Source organism: Metabacillus hrfriensis (assembly GCF_030127205.1).
Classification (GTDB): Bacteria; Bacillota; Bacilli; order Bacillales; family Bacillaceae; genus Bacillus_P; species Bacillus_P dongyingensis.
On the sequence record NZ_CP126116.1, the window covers coordinates 234,292 to 255,000 of the forward strand.

The 20,709-nt window shown below is 42.5% G+C and carries 21 protein-coding genes, 12 tRNA genes and 1 rRNA gene; 32 read left to right on the forward strand and 2 right to left on the reverse strand.

Features of this window, described 5'->3' with window-relative positions; all coding sequences use genetic code 11:
- The first annotated feature begins 69 nt into the window (after nt 1-69).
- The 4 genes from cshA (at nt 70) to QLQ22_RS01325 (ending at nt 4,748) form a co-directional block, all read left to right on the forward strand.
- Nucleotides 70-1,557, forward strand: a complete 1,488-nt coding sequence (cshA, locus tag QLQ22_RS01310) for a degradosome RNA helicase CshA (RefSeq protein WP_420828812.1) — start codon at nt 70-72, stop codon at nt 1,555-1,557.
- 188 nt (nt 1,558-1,745) lie between these two features.
- Entirely contained in the window at nt 1,746-2,714 is a 969-nt protein-coding gene (uvsE, locus tag QLQ22_RS01315; RefSeq protein ID WP_223439014.1) for a UV DNA damage repair endonuclease UvsE, read from the forward strand.
- 116 nt (nt 2,715-2,830) lie between these two features.
- Entirely contained in the window at nt 2,831-3,310 is a 480-nt protein-coding gene (locus tag QLQ22_RS01320; RefSeq protein ID WP_284015865.1) for a PH domain-containing protein, read from the forward strand.
- Entirely contained in the window at nt 3,300-4,748 is a 1,449-nt protein-coding gene (locus QLQ22_RS01325) for a PH domain-containing protein (protein WP_284015866.1), read from the forward strand. The genes QLQ22_RS01320 and QLQ22_RS01325 overlap by 11 nt, the downstream gene beginning before the upstream one ends.
- A 238-nt stretch (nt 4,749-4,986) precedes the next feature.
- Here QLQ22_RS01325 and QLQ22_RS01330 read toward each other — a convergent pair whose 3' ends face one another.
- Nucleotides 4,987-5,580, reverse strand: coding sequence for a rhomboid family intramembrane serine protease (locus QLQ22_RS01330; RefSeq protein WP_223439017.1), 594 nt, complete (start codon nt 5,578-5,580; stop codon nt 4,987-4,989).
- A gap of 102 nt (nt 5,581-5,682) precedes the next feature.
- Between QLQ22_RS01330 and acpS the strand changes: the two genes are divergently transcribed.
- The 14 genes from acpS (at nt 5,683) to QLQ22_RS01400 (ending at nt 16,833) form a co-directional block, all read left to right on the forward strand.
- Nucleotides 5,683-6,048, forward strand: coding sequence for a holo-ACP synthase (gene acpS, locus QLQ22_RS01335; RefSeq protein ID WP_284015867.1), 366 nt, complete (start codon nt 5,683-5,685; stop codon nt 6,046-6,048).
- Between the two features lie 145 nt (nt 6,049-6,193).
- The gene (locus QLQ22_RS01340; protein ID WP_223439019.1) at nt 6,194-7,204 is read left to right on the forward strand and encodes a LolA family protein; all 1,011 of its coding nucleotides are present in this window, start codon (nt 6,194-6,196) and stop codon (nt 7,202-7,204) included.
- 424 nt (nt 7,205-7,628) lie between these two features.
- Nucleotides 7,629-8,810, forward strand: coding sequence for an alanine racemase (gene alr, locus QLQ22_RS01345; protein WP_223439020.1), 1,182 nt, complete (start codon nt 7,629-7,631; stop codon nt 8,808-8,810).
- Nucleotides 8,811-8,956: 146 nt separating this feature from the next.
- On the forward strand, nt 8,957-9,238 hold the full coding sequence (locus QLQ22_RS01350; protein WP_029286378.1) for a CopG family ribbon-helix-helix protein: 282 nt from the start codon (nt 8,957-8,959) through the stop codon (nt 9,236-9,238).
- 4 nt (nt 9,239-9,242) lie between these two features.
- Nucleotides 9,243-9,593 carry a type II toxin-antitoxin system endoribonuclease NdoA gene (gene ndoA / locus QLQ22_RS01355; RefSeq protein WP_029286376.1) on the forward strand — a complete coding sequence of 117 codons (351 nt, stop codon included), beginning with the start codon at nt 9,243-9,245 and terminating at the stop codon, nt 9,591-9,593.
- Nucleotides 9,594-9,730: 137 nt separating this feature from the next.
- Nucleotides 9,731-10,567, forward strand: a complete 837-nt coding sequence (locus QLQ22_RS01360; RefSeq protein WP_223439021.1) for an STAS domain-containing protein — start codon at nt 9,731-9,733, stop codon at nt 10,565-10,567.
- On the forward strand, nt 10,564-10,929 hold the full coding sequence (locus tag QLQ22_RS01365; RefSeq protein WP_101569209.1) for an STAS domain-containing protein: 366 nt from the start codon (nt 10,564-10,566) through the stop codon (nt 10,927-10,929). The genes QLQ22_RS01360 and QLQ22_RS01365 overlap by 4 nt, the downstream gene beginning before the upstream one ends.
- Before the next feature lie 2 nt (nt 10,930-10,931).
- Nucleotides 10,932-11,333: an anti-sigma regulatory factor gene (locus QLQ22_RS01370; RefSeq protein WP_070878720.1), complete on the forward strand. Its 402-nt coding sequence runs from the start codon at nt 10,932-10,934 to the stop codon at nt 11,331-11,333.
- 11 nt (nt 11,334-11,344) lie between these two features.
- A complete protein-coding gene (locus tag QLQ22_RS01375; protein WP_223439022.1) occupies nt 11,345-12,355 on the forward strand; it encodes a PP2C family protein-serine/threonine phosphatase in 1,011 nt (336 codons plus the stop codon).
- Between the two features lie 62 nt (nt 12,356-12,417).
- Nucleotides 12,418-12,750, forward strand: coding sequence for an anti-sigma factor antagonist (locus QLQ22_RS01380; RefSeq protein ID WP_223439023.1), 333 nt, complete (start codon nt 12,418-12,420; stop codon nt 12,748-12,750).
- Nucleotides 12,747-13,229 carry an anti-sigma B factor RsbW gene (rsbW, locus tag QLQ22_RS01385; RefSeq protein ID WP_223439024.1) on the forward strand — a complete coding sequence of 161 codons (483 nt, stop codon included), beginning with the start codon at nt 12,747-12,749 and terminating at the stop codon, nt 13,227-13,229. Before QLQ22_RS01380 ends, rsbW begins: the two co-directional genes overlap by 4 nt.
- Nucleotides 13,195-13,983: an RNA polymerase sigma factor SigB gene (sigB, locus tag QLQ22_RS01390; protein WP_070878724.1), complete on the forward strand. Its 789-nt coding sequence runs from the start codon at nt 13,195-13,197 to the stop codon at nt 13,981-13,983. Before rsbW ends, sigB begins: the two co-directional genes overlap by 35 nt.
- Nucleotides 13,983-14,582, forward strand: coding sequence for a PP2C family serine/threonine-protein phosphatase (locus tag QLQ22_RS01395; protein ID WP_223439025.1), 600 nt, complete (start codon nt 13,983-13,985; stop codon nt 14,580-14,582). Before sigB ends, QLQ22_RS01395 begins: the two co-directional genes overlap by 1 nt.
- Nucleotides 14,583-14,670: 88 nt before the next feature.
- Complete coding sequence (locus tag QLQ22_RS01400; RefSeq protein WP_284015868.1) at nt 14,671-16,833, forward strand: Tex family protein; 2,163 nt, start codon at nt 14,671-14,673, stop codon at nt 16,831-16,833.
- A gap of 195 nt (nt 16,834-17,028) precedes the next feature.
- Here QLQ22_RS01400 and cmpA read toward each other — a convergent pair whose 3' ends face one another.
- Nucleotides 17,029-17,142 (reverse strand): cortex morphogenetic protein CmpA, encoded by a 114-nt coding sequence (gene cmpA, locus QLQ22_RS01405; protein ID WP_087946367.1) that lies wholly within the window; start codon nt 17,140-17,142, stop codon nt 17,029-17,031.
- 103 nt (nt 17,143-17,245) lie between these two features.
- Here cmpA and QLQ22_RS01410 point away from each other — a divergent pair, with 103 nt between their 5' ends.
- The 14 genes from QLQ22_RS01410 (at nt 17,246) to QLQ22_RS01475 (ending at nt 20,648) form a co-directional block, all read left to right on the forward strand.
- Nucleotides 17,246-17,692 carry a SprT family protein gene (locus QLQ22_RS01410; protein WP_223439027.1) on the forward strand — a complete coding sequence of 149 codons (447 nt, stop codon included), beginning with the start codon at nt 17,246-17,248 and terminating at the stop codon, nt 17,690-17,692.
- A 141-nt stretch (nt 17,693-17,833) separates the two neighbouring features.
- Nucleotides 17,834-17,908, forward strand: a tRNA-Asn gene (locus QLQ22_RS01415).
- Nucleotides 17,909-17,914: 6 nt separating this feature from the next.
- Nucleotides 17,915-18,005 (forward strand) — tRNA-Ser (locus QLQ22_RS01420).
- Nucleotides 18,006-18,021: 16 nt separating this feature from the next.
- Nucleotides 18,022-18,093 (forward strand) — tRNA-Glu (locus QLQ22_RS01425).
- A 28-nt stretch (nt 18,094-18,121) separates the two neighbouring features.
- A tRNA-Val gene (locus QLQ22_RS01430) sits at nt 18,122-18,197 on the forward strand.
- An 8-nt stretch (nt 18,198-18,205) separates the two neighbouring features.
- Nucleotides 18,206-18,281, forward strand: a tRNA-Asp gene (locus tag QLQ22_RS01435).
- Between the two features lie 6 nt (nt 18,282-18,287).
- Nucleotides 18,288-18,362: transfer RNA gene (locus tag QLQ22_RS01440), tRNA-Gln, on the forward strand.
- 28 nt (nt 18,363-18,390) lie between these two features.
- Nucleotides 18,391-18,466, forward strand: a tRNA-Lys gene (locus QLQ22_RS01445).
- Nucleotides 18,467-18,481: 15 nt separating this feature from the next.
- Nucleotides 18,482-18,565: transfer RNA gene (locus tag QLQ22_RS01450), tRNA-Leu, on the forward strand.
- Between the two features lie 18 nt (nt 18,566-18,583).
- Nucleotides 18,584-18,669: transfer RNA gene (locus QLQ22_RS01455), tRNA-Leu, on the forward strand.
- A gap of 88 nt (nt 18,670-18,757) precedes the next feature.
- Nucleotides 18,758-18,834 (forward strand) — tRNA-Arg (locus QLQ22_RS01460).
- Between the two features lie 18 nt (nt 18,835-18,852).
- Nucleotides 18,853-18,929, forward strand: a tRNA-Pro gene (locus QLQ22_RS01465).
- Between the two features lie 14 nt (nt 18,930-18,943).
- A tRNA-Gly gene (locus tag QLQ22_RS01470) sits at nt 18,944-19,017 on the forward strand.
- Between the two features lie 93 nt (nt 19,018-19,110).
- Nucleotides 19,111-20,648 (forward strand): 16S ribosomal RNA (locus QLQ22_RS01475).
- Nucleotides 20,649-20,709 lie beyond the last annotated feature (61 nt).

The following is a 20,709-nucleotide window of genomic DNA, read 5'->3' on the forward strand; positions in this document are numbered from 1 at the left end:
GGGGCGTTTTTTGTTTCACCATACATGAAAGTCTGTGAAAGCTATAGAGATTAAAAGGAGTAGAACAAATTGACAATTACGTTTCAAGAACTAGGTATCAGCCCATTATTAATGGAAGCTATTAATAAAATGGGGTTTGAAGAAGCTACACCTATCCAAGCACAAACCATTCCACTGGGGCTGCAGAATAAAGATGTGATCGGCCAAGCACAAACTGGAACTGGTAAAACAGCTGCATTCGGTATTCCGCTTATTGAAAAAATCGATGTTAAACAAGATAAGATTCAAGGGATCATCATTGCACCGACTCGCGAACTTGCGATTCAAGTATCTGAAGAGCTTTACAAAATCGGATCTGCTAAACGCGCTCGTGTTCTTCCGATTTATGGCGGACAGGATATTAACCGCCAAATTCGCTCATTGAAGAAGTTTCCTCACATTATCGTTGGTACTCCAGGCCGTCTAATTGACCATATCAACCGTAAAACATTGAAATTATCTGACGTTCAAACAGTTGTAATGGACGAAGCAGATGAAATGCTGAACATGGGCTTCATTGAAGACATTGAAAACATTCTTTCAAATGTTCCTTCAGAGCACCAAACGTTGCTGTTCTCAGCTACAATGCCTGATCCGATCAGACGCATTGCTGAGAAATTCATGACAAACCCTGAGCTTGTTAAAGTAAAAGCGAAGGAAATGACTGTTGCAAACATTCAGCAGTTCTTCATTGAAGTACAGGAAAAGAAGAAGTTTGATGTATTAACACGTCTTCTTGACATTCAATCACCTGAGCTTGCGATCGTTTTCGGACGCACAAAGCGCAGAGTTGATGAGCTTTCTGAAGCTTTAATGCTTAGAGGATATGCAGCTGAGGGAATTCATGGCGACTTAACTCAAGCTAAACGTATGTCTGCTCTTCGCAAGTTTAAAGAAGGCGCAATTGAAGTGCTTGTTGCTACAGACGTTGCTGCACGCGGACTGGACATTTCTGGTGTAACTCATGTTTACAACTTTGATGTTCCTCAAGACCCTGAAAGCTACGTTCACCGTATCGGCCGTACAGGCCGTGCAGGCAAAACTGGTGCTGCGATGACATTCGTAACACCAAGAGAACAAGATATGCTTAAAATCATTGAGCGTACAACTAAGCGCAAAATGGACCGCATGAAAGCACCGACTCTTGATGAGGCGCTTGAAGGTCAGCAATCTGTTTCAATCGAAAAAATCCGTCAGACAATCACTGATGAGAATTTGTCATTCTACAAGCGCACTGCTGAAGCATTGCTTGAAGAATTTGATCAAGTGTCAGTACTTGCTGCTGCAATCAAATTAATGACAAAAGAACCGAACCAAACTCCAGTTAACTTAACGGATGAGGCTCCAATGTATGCGAAAAGAGGCGGAAAACGTTCTTCTTCTTCTTCAAGTAACCGCAACAGAAGAGACGGTCAGCGCCCGCATTCAAAGAACAACAAACGTTCTTACGGACAACAAGGCGGCAAGCCGAACAGCAGCAACAAAAGACGTTACTCAAACTCATCTTCATCTAATTAATAGATGATGCCAAACGCACCGTGCATTTAAGCGCGGTGTGTTTTTTTATGCATTTTCAGATGGAAAGGCTTCCGATTTACATGGATGTTTATCGAGCCGCGATGATTTTCTCATCGCGAAGGTGCTCCAAATTAATTCTCATTCATACCGGGTATTCTATATATATCTTATTAAAGAAGGTGACAGCTATGACAATCGTCCGTTTAGGCTTTGTTGCAATGAGTGTGAATCTGAAGAATTGTTCTCCTTCTCAAACGATGACATATGCACAATTTCAGCGTTTAAAAGACAGGGAAGCTGCTATAGAAAAGCTTGGACGAATTTCAGCATCAAATCTTGAAAATTGTCTTCGCATTATCAAACATAACGCCGGCCATGATATTCAATTCTTCCGTTTTAGTTCAAAATTAATTCCTCTTGCTAACCATCCGGAAATAAAGGATTTTAACTATTTAAGGACTCTTAGGGAGCCGCTGCATGAGCTTGGCAATTGGGTTTCCAAGACGAAAATGAGAGTTGATTTTCACCCGGATCATTTCGTGCTGCTGAATTCCCCAAAGCCTGAAATACTGAATACATCTCTCAGGACATTAAGTATGCATGAAGCGCTCCTCAGAGGAATGAATGTGCCTCACGAACACAGATGTGTTATTCATGTAGGAGGGGCCTATAACGATAAGGAAAAAGCCCTTGAACAATTCATTCACAATTGGGGGTTTGTACCTGTAAAGATCCAGAATATGCTTATGTTAGAGAATGACGATACAACATTTACTCTTCAGGATACTCTTTACTTATGTGAGAAATTAGCTGTACCGCTCGTCTTTGATTATCATCATCACTTGGCGAATCATGAAAAGGATTCGAATTGGTCCCGGCATTGGGACCGTGTTGCCGCAAGCTGGGATCATTCTTCCCTCCCTGTGAAAATGCATATATCAAGCCCAAGAAGTGAAAGGGACTTTAATGCTCACGCTGAATTTGTAGATCCAGAACTTTTCATGTCTTTTCTGTCAGAAATAAAAGGAAGCGTTCCTCAGATTGACTGTATGATTGAAGCCAAACAAAAAGATGATGCTCTTTTTCAATTAATGGAGCAAATGTGCTCGTTTCCAGAGGTTGAAAAAATAGATGGAGCATCGTTTTTATTGAAATAGTGTTCAAGCAAGGTTCATTTCTTTATAATGGAAATGGCATGATTTTCTAAAAGGTGAAACATATTGACTGTAAATCCGTATATAAAGAGAGAGTTACTAGTTCAGGGGGAACAGAGATGAGAGATGCACCTAAGTATCAAATCAGTCAAAAAGCACTAAAGGTATGGAAGCTGTCAGCACTTATCCAATCATTGATTTTTTTGGCTGTATCCGGAGGAATTGCGTTTTCTGTGTATTACTTTGAGTGGCCGATATGGATTGCCGTTGCCGTTTTGGGAACATGGCTGGTCTTTTCAACCATTTTTATTTTTATTACTCCGAAAATACAGCACCGTACGTGGCGGTATGAGGTACATGAAAATGAAATTGATATTCAGTCGGGCTTATTTGTGGTGAAACGGGTGCTTGTTCCAATGGTGAGAGTCCAGCATGTCAACACAAAGCAGGGGCCGCTGCTGAGGAAAAATGATCTTGCAACTGTAACGATTCATACAGCAGCAACCATTCATGAGATACCTGCGCTCGATGTGGTCGAAGCTGATCAGCTGCGTGACTTTATATCGAAGCTTGCGAGGGTGACAGAAGATGATGTCTGAACCTAAAAGACTGCACCCCGCCTCTGCTATATTAACCTTTTTCAAGCAATTGAAAGACGGGATATTTCCTGTCATCGTACTTTTCTTCGTCAATGACTATAAGATTTATTTCTTTATCGGTCTTGCCGTGATTCTGATCGCAATGATCATCTACAGTATCATCAGCTGGATGAAATATACATACCGCATTGAAGAAAATGAACTGCGGATTGAATTCGGCATATTTGTGAAAAAGAAAAGATATATTCCGATTGAAAGAATACAATCAATTAACGAAAGTGCAGGCATCATTCAGCAGATATTCGGACTTGTGAAGCTGCAGCTTGAAACAGCGGGAGGCGGTGCAGAGGCCGAAGCCGTTCTTACAGCAGTTACAAAAGAAGAAGCCCGAAGGATAAATACAGCTTTAGCGGAAAGAAAAAATGAAATGGTGGATCCGGATGAAGCCGCCATGACAATAAAAGAAGACAAAACATATTTAACATATAAAATAGGAGTAAAGGAACTGCTGGTTGCTGCGTCAACATCAAGCGGAATAGGAGTGGTTCTGTCTGCGGCTTTTGCTTTTTTCTCACAGTTCGACGAGCTGATTCCGTTTGATGACATCATCGATCGTTTTTCTTTTCTTTCTAATGCAAGCATCACTGTTTATGCCGTTCTTGTGTTCCTTGCATTTTTCATCGCATGGATCCTGAGTATAATCGGAGTTTGTCTGAAGTTTGCCAACTTTACAGTGATGAAGAAAGAACAGGATCTAGTCATCTCGCGCGGATTATTTGAGAAACACCAGCTGACGATTCCGCTTGAGAGAATTCAGGCTATGAAAATCAGCGAAAATCTAATTCGCCAGCCGTTCGGCTATGCAACTGTGCACATTGTCAGCGCAGGGGGAAGCGCTAAAGATCAGAATGTTTCTGCCATCCTTTTTCCGCTGATTAAAAAAACAAAAATACAGCAGATGCTAACCGAGTTTACACCTGATTTTTCTTTATCTGATCAATTAAACACGCTGCCCAAGAAAGCGAAAAGAGGATATGTTCTCGTTTATACGATTCCCTTCTTGGTGATTTCATGCATTCTGAGCTATTTTTTTCAGCCGTGGGGTTACATTGCGCTGCTGACAGTTCCGGCAGGACTTCTTCTCGGTCTAGCATCATTTAAGGATGCAGGATGGGACATACATGACGAACAATTAACCCTTTCTTCAAGAAATCTGGTCAAATCCACCTTCGTTGTAAAGAGAAAAAGAATTCAGGTCATTGAAGCAAGGCAATCCTTTTTTCAGCGTCGCATAGACCTCGCGTCTATTCAATCTTCAACAACGTCAGGAATGGGCGGGACACATTTCATGGTAAAAGGCATCGACATTGAGGATGCCGGAGAAGTGTTTGAGTGGTATTCTTATGAGAATCATGCAAAAAAAGACGCGATCCTTTAAGGATGGGCGTCTTTTTTGAGGTTTCTGCTTATATAATATGCCTGACTTTCGCATTTGATAAATTTTGAAAATCGGCCAGAACGGATCCGAATCTGTCTGTAGGAGCTAACCGGTTTCTGCGCTTTTCACATTGTCCAGCTCCGCCTCCTAACTCCTCGGCCAGAACGGCTCCGTCAGTAAAGGCAAAAAGCGCCTTTCCTGCCGGATCCTTATCTGTCTGTCGGAGCTAACCAGTCGGCTACGCTTTTCTAGTGAGAAACAGCGGCGCAAGCAGCGCACCTGCTACAAGACCGAAGATATGGGCAATAATGTTGATATTAGTATTCACGAATGTCATGACTGCCCCTATGACAAGAATGGTGATGATAAGCTGAGAATTTGAAGAGTCAATCATATCTTTTCTGAATACGACAAGGTATAGATAGATGCCGAATATGCCGAATATAGCACCTGATGCTCCAACGTGAGTATAAGTTAAATCTTCTATGATGAAATATGTTGCAAGGTTTGCGGCGATGCCTGTTGCTAAATAAGCAGCAATAAAGCGGGCCTTTCCAAGCATCCGTTCTAATGCAGGTGCGAACAGGATGATGGATACACTGTTAAATAGAATATGAGCGAAGTTTGCATGTAGGAAAATAGGAGTGATCAAGCGCCACCATTCTCCGTTAGCCACACCGGCGTTGTACCCTACTAAAGAGGCAAAGAAATATGTTATTGTAGGTACTGGAATTAAAAACAACAGCCAGAGTATGACTTGAATAGAGACAATTACGGTTACAACAGGGTATAGACGGATAAACGTTCTGAAATCTTCTGATCTTGTAAACATAGAGAGTGTCTCCTTATTCTAAAAAATTAGTTGTTTCTATATTAACACGGTTATGAGAAGTTGGAGCAGATTAGTACATACTGAACAAAAAGAGGTGTCCGCATGATTACAGGGCTGGGTTTTGATTTGGCTGAGCTGGAACGGATTGAGAGGTTAATAAAGAGACAGCCGAAATTCATTGACCGGATTCTCACCAAAAAAGAGAAAGATAAATATCAGTTCCTTGCGCCAAGGAGGAAAATTGAATATGCTGCCGGAAGGTTTGCAGCGAAAGAGGCGTTTTCAAAAGCGATGGGAACCGGGATTGGGAAAGAATACAGTTTTATGGATATCGAAATTCTGAATGATGGAAACGGAAAACCGGCTGTAACAATGCCTGTTTTGCCTGGTTATACCGTCCACATATCTATCACTCACACAAAGGATTATGCTGCTGCTCAAGTAATTATTGAAAGCTCGTCAAGCTAGTCTGCATATTCATAACCTTTGTCTCATATATTTGTACAGCGGTAGGAGAGACAAGTCGTTTGAGGAGATTGTGCTTGATTTAGCATGATTCCCTTAAGGAGAGTTTCTTCCTTTTTACGTCATATGAGACAAAGGGGTTGAAAAGGTGAAAAAGCACTTTTTATTACTGGCAATTGGATTGCTTGCTGTTATGATGCTTGCTGCCTGCGGTGAGAAATCGAAGACTGACGTTGTAGAAAACCTGGATAAGAAGGTTGAAGAATTATCGGGGTACAAAGCGAAAGCGCAAATGACCCTTCAAACAGGAAGTGAGCCTCAAATTTATGAGGTGGAAATTTGGCATAAGCAGCCTTCATTCTACAGAGTAAACTTGAAGAATGCTGAAAAAGATCAGAGCCAGATGATTCTCCGCAATAAAGAGGGCGTGTTTGTCCTGACGCCGGCACTGAAGAAAAGCTTCCGTTTTCAAAGCGAATGGCCGCAAAACAGCAGTCAGGCTTATCTTTTCGAATCACTGGTAAAAGACATTAAGAGTGATGCGGATTCTATTTTCAAATCAACAAAAGATGCTTACGTTTTTGAAACAAAGACAAATTACCAAAACAGCCAGATGCTTCCTCTTCAAGAGATTACGTTCAATAAAAAGGACCTGAAGCCTTCTGTTGTCAAAGTAATGGATACAGACCGCAATCCATTAGTTGTGGTGGAGTTTTCGGAATTTGATTTTAATGCTAAATTCGATAAAAACTCATTTGATATGCAAAAGAATATGTCATTTGCAAGCGTAGATGTTGAAACATCTGCATCTGTTAACTCAGAACAATTTGCTGTGAAATATCCACTTGAGAAGCTTGAAGGTGTGAAGCTGACGGAAGAAAAAGAGATGAAAACAGAGAATGGCAAGCGGGTCGTTCAAACGTATGATGGTGAAAAATCCTATACCTTCATTCAGGAAAAAGCAGTCGCAGCCACTGTTGCAACTTCTTCTTTTGTAAGCGGGGAACCGGTTGACCTTGGAGTTGCTGTCGGGGCTCTAACGGAACAATCCTTGACATGGACCTATGACGGGGTAGAATACATGATTGCATCAAAAGATTTGTCTCAGGAAGAGATGATTCGAGTAGCACAATCTGTACAGGGGCAGGCAATTAAGTAATCAAACTTGGATGGCAATTGGGCCATCCGAGTTTTTTTGTTTTTATGAATTTTTGCCCTCTATTGATGTCCTGATAGTAAGCACCCGATTCCGAATGATAAAACCGGGTTTGCGGATAAGATGTGTCGTGCAATTTTTGGAAGTAAAGCTGATCCGGACGCTTCGAAATGGCATCTTAAACATTCTGAAGTGCTCAAAGTGACAAGTGCAGCCAGAGAAAGGCCACTTAGGGTTGAACATTGATGTTTGGCGGTTCATTTTATGAAATTCCGCACTTAATCTTTCCGTCACAGACCTTCTCGCTGAAATCCTTTCTCCGTGTTAGCGCCGCACCCCATCACAAGAAACCGATTTCATTTGACAAAAGAACGCTATACCATTGATAATCAGCATAGAAAAAGACAATCATGAGGAAGTGTAGGACATGGGAAATTCTTTTTACCGCGATACTTGGGCTGAGATCGATTTAGATGCAATATACAGCAACGTGAAATCAATGAAAAACCATATAGGTGAAAACACACAGCTGATTGCGGTTGTGAAGGCCAATGCTTATGGCCACGGAGATGCAGAAGTGGCAAAAACGGCTCTTGAAGCAGGTGCTGAAATGCTTGCAGTCGCGTTTTTAGATGAAGCGGTCGTGCTGCGCGAAGCGGGGTTTGAAGTGCCTATCCTGGTGATGGGTGCTTCCAGGCCTGCAGATGTGAAGATCGCGATTGATCAGCGCATTATTTTGACAGCTCCTTCTCTTGAATGGCTGACGGAAGCTGAAAAGAATATTCAAAAAGGAATATTATCTGTTCATCTGAAAATTGATACCGGTATGGGCCGTCTCGGTGTCCGGACAGAGGATGAACTGCTTCAGGCATTTAAATTTGCAGAAGAAAAACCCAATGTGAAAATTGAAGGTATCTTTACGCACTTTGCAACAGCAGATGAACTGGATACTGCTTATTTCAACAAGCAGTACGACGTATTCGCCGCAATGGCGCAAAAAGCAGCTGATTATGATGGAGTTATGATTCACTGCGGCAACAGTGCAACTGGACTCCGTTTTCCTGAAAAATTAGTTCACGCTGTGAGACTGGGAATCTCTATGTACGGTCTAAGTCCTTCAATGGAAATAAAACCTGAACTGCCATATGAACTGAAAGAAGCTTTTTCCCTTCATTCAAGACTTGTTCATGTAAAAAAAATCAGCAAAGGCGACAAAGTAAGCTACGGGGCCACATACACAGCTGAGAAAGATGAATGGATAGGGACGATTCCGATTGGATATGCAGATGGATGGGTGCGCCGTCTAAAAGAATCAGAAGTTCTGATTGATGGTGAAAGGATGCCAATTGTTGGAAGGATCTGCATGGATCAATGTATGATTAAACTTACTTCCTTTAAAGAAACAGGGACAAAGGTAACGTTAATCGGCCGTCAAAAAGAAGAGTGCATTTCTGTGGATGAAGTGGCAGAAAGACTGGAAACGATCAACTATGAAGTGCCTTGTACAATAACTTTGCGCGTTCCCCGTATGTTTTTGAAAAATAAGAGTATAATTGAAGTGAGAAACTCTCTTTTTTGCGGCGTAAAAAACCTTACGGATCGCCCGTAATAGAAAAGGCATGAATAAAAATGCTTTTGATAAGCAGATAATAGTGTTGAATTATTAGAAAATAACTTTGCTTCTTGCATTGATAGTGTTATTATTGTATGTGGAATGGAATAATAGGTGTGTAAGTTTGGTGGAGGTGTATGTTTGTGTCTGAATCCAGCGCAACAACAGAAATCTTAATTCGTTTACCGCAAGCATTAGTCTCGGAATTAGACGGTCTTGTCAAACAAGAGAATGGGAACCGAAGCGAGTTAATTTATCAAGCAACAAAGATGTATATCCGCGAGCGTAAGAAACGCCAAATACGCGAATCAATGAGACGTGGATATATGGAGATGGCTAAGATTAACTTAAACATTGCTTCCGAAGCATTTCAAGCTGAATCAGAGGCTGACCACACCGTTGAACGCTTAGTAAGCGGGGGTTAATCCTTTGATTGTCAAACGCGGCGACGTTTATTTTGCTGATTTATCACCCGTTGTTGGCTCTGAGCAAGGGGGCGTCCGTCCAGTGCTGATCATCCAGAATGATATCGGAAACAGGTTCAGTCCAACGGTCATCATAGCAGCTATTACTGCTCAAATTCAAAAGGCAAAATTGCCAACTCATGTGGAAATTGACTCCAAGCGTTATGGGTTTGAACGTGATTCTGTTATACTGTTAGAGCAGATTCGTACAATTGATAAACAGAGATTGACTGATAAGATTACACACTTAGATGATGAAATGATGGATAAAGTGGACGAAGCTCTGCAAATAAGCTTAGGACTCATTGATTTTTAAAACTAAAAAACGGTATTTTTTAGGAAGTTGCTCCCATTAAGCAACTTTTTTTTATTTTATTGGCATAAATCGGTATAATGTAAAGTGGAATAACTTGTTTACTTTTACCCAAACGATAAGAGGGGGAAATACGGAACATGAAGGATGAATCTAATCCAATACTCGATTTTGTTCTGGCTCATCAAAATGAGATCCTGAATGAATGGAAAGACAGTCTGAAAGATCTTGGAGATCAGAAGTACTCTAACATCCTTTCAGATCAAGTATATTTAAATACTTGCAATGAATATCTTCAAATCTTAATCAGCTATATGAAAAACCCGGGAAGCGACATGACTGAAAAGGTTTCTGACTATGCTCACAGGGTCGTTCAATTAGGCTGGAGCTTAAAGTATATATCTGAAGGATTAAAGGAGCTTTCTTTAATTATCTTTACAAAAATGACTGACAGCCTTTCTGAAGCTGAAAAAATGAAAATTGTGTGGGAGTTTGACAAGTCTCTATCCCCAATTAATAATGAGTTAATTCATCAATATGCAGAATCATGGGAGCGGACAGTTTCTCTGCAGAAGATTGCCCTGCAGGAATTATCGGCACCGCTTATTCCGATTTTTGAAAACATTACAATTATGCCATTAGTTGGTACAATTGATACAGAGAGAGCAAAGCAAATCATGGAGAACTTGCTTACAGGTGTTGTGAAGCACCGTGCGCAAGTGGTTTTAATTGACATTACAGGTGTGCCGGTTGTAGACACAATGGTTGCGCATCATATTATTCAGGCTTCAGAAGCTGTCCGCTTAGTAGGCGCAAAATGCCTGCTTGTGGGAATCAGACCTGAGATTGCTCAGACAATCGTGAACCTTGGCATCGATCTGAGCCAGGTAATTACGAAGAACAGTCTTCAAAAAGGAATGGAAGCTGCACTTGAAATGACGAATCGACAATTAGTAGAAATGGGGGATTCACAATGAGAACTCCAAGAATACCGATTTTAAAACTTTATAATTGTCTGCTTGTATCAATTCAATGGGAACTTGATGATCAGACTGCCCTGCAATTTCAGGAAGATCTTCTTCATAAAATCCATGAGACGGGCGCAAGCGGTGTTGTCATAGATTTAACCTCCGTAGATGTAATAGATTCTTTTATCGCCAAGGTTTTAGGTGATGTTATCGGCATGTCGAAATTAATGGGAGCTAAAGTTGTTTTAACAGGCATTCAGCCTGCGGTAGCAATCACCCTCATTGAGCTTGGCATTCACCTTGCTGATGTACAAACCGCGCTTGACCTGGAAAAAGGACTTGAAACATTACAACAGGAGCTGGGGGAATAAGCATGGATAACCAATCCTGTGTAAAAATCATTACAGAGTGGGACATTGTTGCTGCACGGCAGCTTGGACGCAATGTTGCAAAAGAACTCGGGTTTGGTACTGTAGACCAAGCGAGGATTACAACAGCTATTTCCGAATTAGCCCGTAATATATATTTGTATGCTGGACAAGGCCAAATTTGCATTGAGCAGATCAGCGAATTCAGTAAAAAAGGTTTAAAAATAATAGCCATTGATAACGGACCAGGAATACCGGATATCCGAAAAGTGATGGAAGACGGCTTTTCAACATCTGGTGGGTTAGGAGCCGGATTGCCTGGAGTAAAACGCCTGATGGATGAATTCAGCATTAATACCGTTTTGGGAGAGGGAACGGATATCCAAGCAGTCAAATGGCTTCGCTAGGGGGAAGCTAGATGGATTTTAAGGAAGTCATTGAATCGAAGTATCAGGAAATACTAAGTCATTATATGCAAGAACTAACAGAAACGGCTTTGTACCAGGGGCAAAAATTCAGCAGAAAAGCCATTGAGGAGCAAGTACCCCCTGAGGAAATTATCAGTCTTCACCGTAAAGTGCTGCAAGGTTTATTTCCTGATGTAGATCAGGATGTTTTGCACTCTTTGGACTTTCTATTAGAGGTCATGATGGGGTATGGACTGGCCTATCAGGAGCATCAAAGCCTGCGGGATAAGCAGCAGGAGATAAAGTCTGAGATTCAAGTAGCCTTGAATGTTCAGCAAATGCTTTTAGAAACGTCAGTGCCGACAGTTCCAAATCTTGATATTGGTGCAATCAGTGTTCCTGCGAAGCATATGAACGGGGATTACTATCATTTTGTTTATGATGAAGAAAGCGTAAGTATTGCCATAGCGGATGTAATCGGGAAAGGAATTCCCGCTGCACTCTGTATGTCCATGATCAAATATGCAATGGACAGCTTGCCGGAGTCCCGTAAATCTCCCAGCCGTGTTCTTGAAAATCTGAACAGGGTTGTTGAGCATAACGTAGACCCGAGCATGTTCATTACAATGTTTTACGGTATGTATGATACGGATACTCATGAGTTTGTCTATGGGTCAGCCGGGCACGAGCCTGGATTTTATTACAGTGCTGAAGAGGACCGTTTCCATGATATGAACACAAAAGGTCTGGTCCTTGGTATTGATCAATCCATCAAGTACAAGGAGTACAGCAGAATCGTGGAAAAAGGCGATATGATTGTTTTGCTTTCCGATGGTGTAACTGAGTCAAAAACAAATGAAGAAGAGTTCATTGAACGTGATTTTATTACGGACCTCATTAAAAAATACAGTGATTTGAATGCTCAGGGTATTGTAGATAATATATATAAAGACTTTTTGCAGATGCAGGACTTTGAACTGCGTGATGATTTCACGCTAATTATTTTAAAACGCGAGGTTTAACTTGTTAAAAAAGCGGGTATTTGTTTTACTAGCTTACAAGTAAACTTACTGGGGTGATATTGATGAATTTAAATATAAATGTTAATCGATCAGAGGAACATATTCAAATAGATTTAGCTGGAGAAATTGATGCATACACTGCGCCGAAATTAAGAGAAGAACTAATGCCGCTTGCAGAAGAGGGAAAACCTGTCCTGATCGTAAGCCTTAAGGATGTCTCTTACATGGACAGTACAGGGCTTGGTGCATTCGTTGGTTTGCTTAAAGCCGTGAGGAAAAATGAGGGCGATTTAAAGCTTGTTAATTTATCTGCTCGTTTGGAAAGACTATTCAACATAACAGGTCTAAGTGATATTATTGACATTTCTTCTAAATCAGAAGGTGGGGTTAGATGAAACAATTAGTGGATTACATTGAGGTGAAAATACCTGCTAAACCGGAATTTGTCGGTATTGTCCGTTTGACTCTTTCTGGTATCGCCAGCAGAATGGGTTACTCTTATGATGAAATTGAAGATTTAAAAATTGCGATCAGTGAAGCATGCACAAATGCTGTGCAGCACGCATACGAGAAAATCGAAGGCGGAGAAGTCATGATCGGCTTTGGCCTGTGCGAAGACCGTCTTGAAGTAATGGTGTCAGACAGTGGCCAAAGCTTCAATTTTGAACAAAAGAAAAACGAACTGGGTCCTTATTCCGCTGCAAACCCTGTTGACCAACTTCCAGAAGGAGGGTTGGGGCTCTACTTGATGGAAACGCTCATGGATGAAGTTCATGTACAGATCGATTCCGGCGTTACCGTCTTTATGACAAAGTATTTAAACGGGGAGCGAGTAGAACATGACACAACCATCCAAAACTACGAAGCGAACTAAAGAAGAAATAAATGAATTGATTTTCGATTTTCAGCACAACCAAAATGAAGATGCTCAGCTTTTTCTTGTCGAATATTACAGCGGACTAGTTGAAACACTGGCTAAGAAATATTCAAGAGGCAAAAGCTTTCATGAAGACTTAAAGCAGGTGGGCATGATTGGTTTGCTTGGGGCAATCCGCCGCTATGATCCTGAATTCGGAAAAACGTTTGAAGCATTTGCCATTCCGACTGTCATCGGTGAGATCAAGCGATTCCTGCGCGATAAAACATGGAGTGTTCATGTTCCCAGAAGAATTAAAGAGCTTGGGCCTAAAATAAAAATGGCTGTAGACGAATTAACAAATTCCCTTCAGCGCTCACCGCTTGTTCACGAAATAGCAGATTACCTTGAGGTGACAGAGGAAGAAGTGCTTGAGACGATGGAGATGGGCAAAAGCTATCAGGCTTTATCAGTCGATCATTCGATTGAGGCTGATTCCGACGGCAGTACAGTGACAATTCTTGATATCGTAGGATCAAAAGAAGAAGGATATGAGCAAGTGAATCAAAAGCTTATGCTTGAGAGTGTTCTTCACGTTCTGTCTGACCGAGAAAAAGAGATCATTCATCACACATATATATTAAATAAGAGTCAAAAGGAAGCGGGAGAAATTCTTGGGATTTCTCAAATGCATGTATCCAGACTTCAAAGAAGAGCGATAACGAAGTTAAAAGAAGCACTTTCGGCTGACTTATCAATGGGGCAGCATTAATGATTCAAATTGAAGAAAACAATCGTGTCTATGCATATGCGTATCAAATGCAAAAAGAAGGTAAAACTTTATGCGGGGACAGTTTCTTAATTAAAGCAACTGAAGACTATTTTATATGTGCTGTTGCAGATGGTCTTGGCAGCGGTGAACGAGCTTATGAATCATCTTCTGCGATTAAAGAAGTCATTGAGGAATTTCATGCAGAGGACATTGGACTGCTGATCGAGAAATCAAATGAGGTATTAAAAAATAAACGCGGAGCAACGGTTGCTATTTTTAAAGCGTATTTTAAACAGAATCAATTAACATTCAGTTCTGTTGGAAATATCCGGTTTGTTCTCTATTCTCCTTCAGGCACGTTTGTCTATCCTCTTCCTGTTCTGGGCTATATGTCAGGTAAACCTCAGAAATTTCGTGTTCAATCCTTTCCATACGATACTGGAGCAAAATTCATCATCCATTCAGATGGACTGAACATTCCTGCTGTAAAATCATTGCTTAAGGATAACCGGACAATTGAAGATATTTCAAATCAGCTTGAGCCTTATACTAAGTCAAGGCAGGATGATTTAACCTACGTAGTCGGTCAGCTATTCTAGTTGGCGGCTTTTTTTATTTTGATCATTTTTTAAAGTCCGTGTCTTTTGGTAAAATGTTTCTAAGTCTTTATTTTGGGGAGGTAAAAGTATGGCAGAGAAAACAGAGCGCATTATGAAAACAATCAGTGCGGATTTATCCATTACATATAAACAGGTATCAAATGTTATAGCTTTATTAGAAGATGGCAACACAGTTCCCTTCATTGCCAGATACAGAAAAGAACAGACAGGTGCATTAGATGAGGTGCAAATCCGTGATATCTCGGAAAAGTGGCAATATACGCAAAACCTGGAATCAAGAAAAGAAGAAGTCATCCGATTAATTGAAGAACAGGGAAAGCTTACAGAAGAGCTTAAAAAAGAAATAGAAAAAGCATTAAAACTTCAAAAGGTAGAAGACCTCTATCGTCCATATAAACAAAAACGAAGAACCAAAGCAACGGTTGCCAAAGAAAGAGGATTAGAACCACTTGCAGAGTGGATAAAGGGACAGCCTTCAAATGGGCAGCTCAAGGAAAAAGCGCTCGAGTTTATTAACGAAGACCAGGAGATTTTGACTGCAGAAGATGCAATCGAAGGGGCAAAGGACATTTTAGCTGAGTGGATTTCAGATGAGCCTTCCTATCGTCAGTGGATTCGTGAGCAAACCTTCCGAAAAGGAAAAATCATCACATCTTCAAAGGATGAGGAAAAAGATGAGAAGAAAGTGTATGAAATGTACTATGAGTACGAAGAGCCGATTCAAAAGGTTGTCCCGCATCGGGTCCTTGCTATGAATCGCGGGGAAAAGGAAGGAATCCTGAAAGTATCCATTCAGGCGCCTGCAGACCAGATCACTGCCCATATTCAAAGAAATGAACTGAAAAATCAGCACACAGTGGTAAAGGAGGTATATATAGAAGCAATTGAGGATGCCTATAAACGATTAATTCAGCCATCAATTGAACGTGAAATCAGAAAAGAATTAATGGAGAAAGCGGATGATCGTGCCATTCATATTTTCTCTGAAAATCTGCGTAACCTTCTGCTTCAGCCGCCATTGAAAGGCCGTGTCGTATTAGGGATAGACCCTGCGTTCCGGACAGGATGTAAGCTTGCAGCTGTCGATGAGACCGGAAAAGTTCTTGAAATAGGCGTCATCTACCCTCATCCTCCGGTCAATAAAGCTAAAGAAGCAAAACAAAAATTAATCGATGTGATCAAAAAAAATAACATCGAGCTGATTGCGATTGGGAACGGAACGGCTTCAAGAGAGACAGAACAATTTGTTGCAGATCTCATTGATGAACTAAAGTCAGATCTTGCCTACATCATCGTAAATGAAGCGGGGGCAAGTGTTTATTCTGCATCTGACATTGCCCGAGAAGAATTTCCTGAGTTCCAAGTGGAAGAGCGAAGTGCAGTTTCCATCGCAAGAAGATTGCAGGATCCGCTTGCAGAGCTAGTTAAAATTGATCCTAAATCAGTAGGGGTAGGACAATACCAGCATGACGTCACACAGAAGAAGTTAAATGATTCCCTGACATTCGTTGTTGAAACAGTTGTTAACCAGGTAGGGGTGAATGTCAACACAGCATCATCTTCACTATTACAATATGTAGCGGGCTTGAGCAAAGCAGTTGCGGTCAACATTGTGAAGCAGCGGGATGAAATCGGAAAGTTTCAGGACAGGAAGCAATTAAAGAAAATACCTAGACTTGGGGCAAAAACGTTTGAACAATGCATAGGTTTCTTGAGAATACCTGACGGAAAACATCCGCTTGACTCAACTGGCATTCATCCAGAGAGCTACAAAGAGGTTGAAGAGCTCCTTAAAATGCTCGGACTAACCCTGAATGATGTCGGAACGGAGCAGCTAAGAGAAAAAATAGCGGATATTCATATTAAGGAAACAGCAGAAGCTATCGATCTTGGTGAGCTTACCCTGAAAGATATTTGCGATTCTCTAGTTAGACCCGGACGCGACCCTCGTGATGAAATCGCTAAGCCGCTGCTTAAAAAGGGTGTCTTGAAACTAGAGGACCTTCAAACAGGTATGGAACTTCAGGGCACTGTGCGCAATGTTGTGGATTTTGGCGCGTTTGTTGACATCGGCGTAAAACAGGACGGGCTCGTTCATATTTCAAAGCTTAGAAACTCTTTTGTCAAACATCCTCTCGATGTCGTTTCTGTAGGTGACGTTGTTACGGTTTGGGTAGACTCTGTAGATGCACATAAAGGCCGTGTTGCCTTGACGATGATAAACAGTTAATGAAAAACACTGCTTACGGGCAGTGTTCGATTAGCTGTATATTTTAAATATAGAGTTCTGGGACCTTGAAAGGCGTTTTGGCTAAATGAATCCTCATTTTGGCTAATAAATTTCAAAAATCAGCTATGAAAAATGAAGTTTTCGCTAATAAAAGTCTGATTTCCGCTAAATAAATTGATAAAAACCCAACACTGCTTATGAGCAGTGTTTTTTTCTATAGAAATACCAGCATTGATTCAGCATTTTTATTTGATACCGATCCTTTTCATAAAACGCACGCTGCATTTGGTTTTTTAACCATGAAGGCATTGCTCGTTCCTCCTTATTGTTTATAATGGAGTATGTGTATTACTTACTATATGCGGGCGCAAGATGTCCTGTTCGGAGATACAAACTATGCGGGGTGTTACCGATGAATGAAACGGAGCTTCAGGAACTGACAGAATCTATTTCAAAAACTTACTTTCACAAAAAGTTTTTACATAAAGCTTTCTTTAACAGCCGGCTGCGGACAACAGGCGGCAGATACCTTTTAAAAAGTCATAACATTGAGATTAACCCTAAATATTTAGCTCAGGGATTAGAAGAAGTAATTGGCATAATCAAACATGAACTTTGCCACTATCATCTTCATATAGAAGGCAGAGGGTACAAACACCGTGATCCTGAATTTAGGGAGCTGCTTTCTAAAGTGGGTGCTCCAAGATTCTGCAAACCTCTGCAGACGGCTGCCAGAATCAAGAAGACATTAGAGTATCAGTGTACAGCCTGCATGTTCATTTACAAACGCCACCGAAGAATGGATACTTCCAAGTATGTATGCGGAAAGTGCGGCGGGAAAATAAAACTTGTTTCATGATAAAAAAGGGGTTGACTCATTATACAAAGCTGTGATAAATTATAAAAGCCGTCGTAAGAGACGCAAATGATTAATAAAAAGAATGCTTGACAGCTTGTACTATTCTTCATATAATTAAAGAAGTCTGTCATGACTAATTATTCCGCAGTAGCTCAGTGGTAGAGCTATCGGCTGTTAACCGATCGGTCGTAGGTTCGAGTCCTACCTGCGGAGCCATATTATGGGGAAGTACTCAAGTGGCTGAAGAGGCGCCCCTGCTAAGGGTGTAGGTCGCGTAAGCGGCGCGAGGGTTCAAATCCCTCCTTCTCCGCCATTATTTTTTGTCTTTTGGCCCGTTGGTCAAGCGGTTAAGACACCGCCCTTTCACGGCGGTAACACGGGTTCGAATCCCGTACGGGTCATCGCTTCTGAATTGCATATTAATGATTTGGAGGATTAGCTCAGCTGGGAGAGCATCTGCCTTACAAGCAGAGGGTCGGCGGTTCGAGCCCGTCATCCTCCACCATCATATTTGGTCCCGTGGTGTAGCGGTTAACATGCCTGCCTGTCACGCAGGAGATCGCCGGTTCGATCCCGGTCGGGACCGCCATTTTATTGGGCTATAGCCAAGCGGTAAGGCAACGGACTTTGACTCCGTCATGCGCTGGTTCGAATCCAGCTAGCCCAGCCATTTGCATTTCAAATGCGATTATAACTAAGTGCCATTAGCTCAGTCGGTAGAGCATCTGACTTTTAATCAGAGGGTCGAAGGTTCGAGTCCTTCATGGCACACCATTTTAACTAATGTATGCGGGTGTGGCGGAATTGGCAGACGCGCTAGACTTAGGATCTAGTGTCTTTGACGTGGGGGTTCGAGTCCCTTCACCCGCACCATACATTTTTTATCTTTTCGCGGTCGTGGCGGAATGGCAGACGCGCTAGGTTGAGGGCCTAGTGGGGGCAACCCCGTGGAAGTTCGACTCTTCTCGGCCGCACCAAAAGAGTTTTAAAAAACCTCAAAAAAGTTGTTGACAAAAAGAACGCAACTTGGTATTATATTTAAGTCGCTTCATTACATTAACAAGTGCGCCCGTAGCTCAATTGGATAGAGCGTTTGACTACGGATCAAAAGGTTATGGGTTCGACTCCTATCGGGCGCGCCATTCTATATATAATGTGTCCGGGAAGTAGCTCAGCTTGGTAGAGCACTTGGTTTGGGACCAAGGGGTCGCAGGTTCGAATCCTGTCTTCCCGACCAGACAAATACTTTTCGCGGGTGTAGTTTAATGGTAAAACTCTAGCCTTCCAAGCTAATGTCGTGGGTTCGATTCCCATCACCCGCTCCAATTTTAAAAATGATCTTTGAAAACTAAACAAAACCAAAAGCGTACCAAACGTTTTAAATTTTTGAAGTCAGCAACAAATTGAGTCACAAATTTTCTTCGGAGAGTTTGATCCTGGCTCAGGACGAACGCTGGCGGCGTGCCTAATACATGCAAGTCGAGCGGACCTCTTCGGAGGTCAGCGGCGGACGGGTGAGTAACACGTGGGCAACCTGCCTGTAAGACTGGGATAACTCCGGGAAACCGGAGCTAATACCGGATAGTATCTTGAACCGCATGGTTCAAGTTGGAAAGACGGTTTCGGCTGTCACTTACAGATGGGCCCGCGGCGCATTAGCTAGTTGGTGAGGTAATGGCTCACCAAGGCAACGATGCGTAGCCGACCTGAGAGGGTGATCGGCCACACTGGGACTGAGACACGGCCCAGACTCCTACGGGAGGCAGCAGTAGGGAATCTTCCGCAATGGACGAAAGTCTGACGGAGCAACGCCGCGTGAGTGATGAAGGTTTTCGGATCGTAAAACTCTGTTGTTAGGGAAGAACAAGTGCGAGAGTAACTGCTCGCACCTTGACGGTACCTAACCAGAAAGCCACGGCTAACTACGTGCCAGCAGCCGCGGTAATACGTAGGTGGCAAGCGTTGTCCGGAATTATTGGGCGTAAAGCGCGCGCAGGCGGTTTCTTAAGTCTGATGTGAAAGCCCCCGGCTCAACCGGGGAGGGTCATTGGAAACTGGGAAACTTGAGTGCAGAAGAGGAGAGTGGAATTCCACGTGTAGCGGTGAAATGCGTAGAGATGTGGAGGAACACCAGTGGCGAAGGCGACTCTCTGGTCTGTAACTGACGCTGAGGCGCGAAAGCGTGGGGAGCGAACAGGATTAGATACCCTGGTAGTCCACGCCGTAAACGATGAGTGCTAAGTGTTAGAGGGTTTCCGCCCTTTAGTGCTGCAGCTAACGCATTAAGCACTCCGCCTGGGGAGTACGGTCGCAAGACTGAAACTCAAAGGAATTGACGGGGGCCCGCACAAGCGGTGGAGCATGTGGTTTAATTCGAAGCAACGCGAAGAACCTTACCAGGTCTTGACATCCTTTGCCACTTCTAGAGATAGAAGGTTCCCCTTCGGGGGACAAAGTGACAGGTGGTGCATGGTTGTCGTCAGCTCGTGTCGTGAGATGTTGGGTTAAGTCCCGCAACGAGCGCAACCCTTGATCTTAGTTGCCAGCATTCAGTTGGGCACTCTAAGGTGACTGCCGGTGACAAACCGGAGGAAGGTGGGGATGACGTCAAATCATCATGCCCCTTATGACCTGGGCTACACACGTGCTACAATGGATGGTACAAAGGGCTGCGAGACCGCGAGGTTTAGCCAATCCCATAAAACCATTCTCAGTTCGGATTGCAGGCTGCAACTCGCCTGCATGAAGCTGGAATCGCTAGTAATCGCGGATCAGCATGCCGCGGTGAATACGTTCCCGGGCCTTGTACACACCGCCCGTCACACCACGAGAGTTTGCAACACCCGAAGTCGGTGGGGTAACCGCAAGGAGCCAGCCGCCTAAGGTGGGGTAGATGATTGGGGTGAAGTCGTAACAAGGTAGCCGTATCGGAAGGTGCGGCTGGATCACCTCCTTTCTAAGGAAGATATGAGGACGCTTTTGGTTTTTGTTTAGTTTTGAGAGATCATTCTCTCTAT